We start from the raw sequence: 1530 nt of genomic DNA on the forward strand, positions 1-1530 counted from the left end.
CCCACGATTTGAACCAGACACGACACCACTTTCCCAACCCTCAACCTACTCCAACGGTGCCCGACTGCTTCAAGTCGCAGCCATAGGGTCTCGCTCGACAATGAAGACCCGCACCGTCGTGACAATTCTTACGGTCTCGCTGTTCGTATTCTGGGTCGCCCCGCTCGAAGGCAAGAAGATTGCGCCGGAGGTTTTAGGCACCCCAGGCATTCAGTGGACATGTGCCGTCATTGTAGCGGTATTGATTCCGATCGTCGTGCTTCTCTCGCTGAACATGATCTTTGGAGTGGGCCATCGTCGAGCAGGGTTAGCCTTCGTGACTTTGGCATGTCTGCCGCTCCTGTATAACCTCACGATGTATGGAATTGGTGGTGTTCTTCTCGCTCGGACCAATCTGAATTTACTTCGCGGGCATGAGAGAGATTCTGAGCTGATTGGCACACTTTCCGAGCGTGCAATTGCCGAAGCGGAACCCGAAGATCGTGCGAAGTCTGCCGGTATTCTCTATTCGATGTTCGGAGTCCAGCCGATCTGGAAGAACTCGGAAGGTGATTTCGAGCAATTTTATCCTACTGTCGATCAGCAGGAACGTTGGGCGGATACCGTAGATACCGCCCACACCTTGAGACAGACCACCGAGATGATTGACGTGCAGCTCAAGCAGATGCCGTGGCTCTTTGGGCTCAACCTCCTTTCGTTTTGTATGATTCTCTTCCTCGGGCTTGGTTGGCGAGCCTATAAACCTATCAGCGAACAAGTCGCGGCTGGACCACCCGCTACCACGCCCCGAGACGGAGATTGAAACCTGATGAGAACCCTTTACCCTGACTCACGCTGGCGCTCCCGGTAGCGGGTGCCAGCGCTCGAACGTTCTGCGGAGAATGGATAAGCACGGCGCAGTTCCTGAATACCGCCGAGCTGGCAGTTTTCGATACGCGTGGCCCGCTCCGCTCGGATTGACTCTTATCTTGACTGGCTATGGCGTCGCTGAGTTTCTCGGACACCGCGCGTTTCTCAAAACGCACGCAGTAATCGAGTTTGGCATCGTCGTCTCCTTGCTGGCGTCCGTCGTCTACGCGATCCGATTGGCGGGCAAGGGGAGAGTTCTCGCGCCACGGTGGGTTTTCCTATTGAACCTGTGCTTCGGGCCCCTGATATTCGGATTCCTCATCGTCTCCGGCCTGACCTCGATTCTAACCGGCAACTATTGAATGAATGGCAGAACAAGTCGCTGCGTGGACGACCCCTATCAGCGGCGTTGTTACGTTCTTGCCTCCAGCTTCGGGAGTTGATTGATTGTGCGCGGCTGCAGCGTTGAGGTTTACCCGGTCGCCACACACGACGTACTGTCAGAAATGGAGGAGCCATACAAACCTCCCAGCGCTAAGCTCACCGATGCAAGTGACACCGCTGAACCACGTCGCTCTGGAGTCCGCAATCCGGGTCCATTGGTCGGATGTGGTGTCGGTGGATGCTTGGTTCCCCTGTTGCTCTTTGTTCTCTGTGCCGTGCTATTGAAGGACATCGGAG

General features: G+C 55.6%; 2 protein-coding genes. Both read left to right on the forward strand.

Annotation, left to right across the window (positions count from 1 at the left end; translation table 11 throughout):
• The first annotated feature begins 100 nt into the window (after window positions 1-100).
• Window positions 101-802, forward strand: coding sequence for a hypothetical protein (locus tag HNR46_RS20500; RefSeq protein WP_184022572.1), 702 nt, complete (start codon window positions 101-103; stop codon window positions 800-802).
• A gap of 79 nt (window positions 803-881) precedes the next feature.
• Entirely contained in the window at window positions 882-1211 is a 330-nt protein-coding gene (locus HNR46_RS20505) for a hypothetical protein (RefSeq protein WP_184022574.1), read from the forward strand.
• Window positions 1212-1530 lie beyond the last annotated feature (319 nt).

Source organism: Haloferula luteola (assembly GCF_014201715.1).
Classification (GTDB): Bacteria; Verrucomicrobiota; Verrucomicrobiia; order Verrucomicrobiales; family Akkermansiaceae; genus Haloferula; species Haloferula luteola.

Excerpts from the sequence above, each read along its gene's own strand:
- HNR46_RS20500 (WP_184022572.1), top strand. The coding sequence starts at position 101 with ATGAAGACCCGCACCGTCGTGACAATTCTTACGGTCTCGCTGTTCGTA.
- HNR46_RS20505 (WP_184022574.1), top strand. The coding sequence starts at position 882 with ATGGATAAGCACGGCGCAGTTCCTGAATACCGCCGAGCTGGCAGTTTT.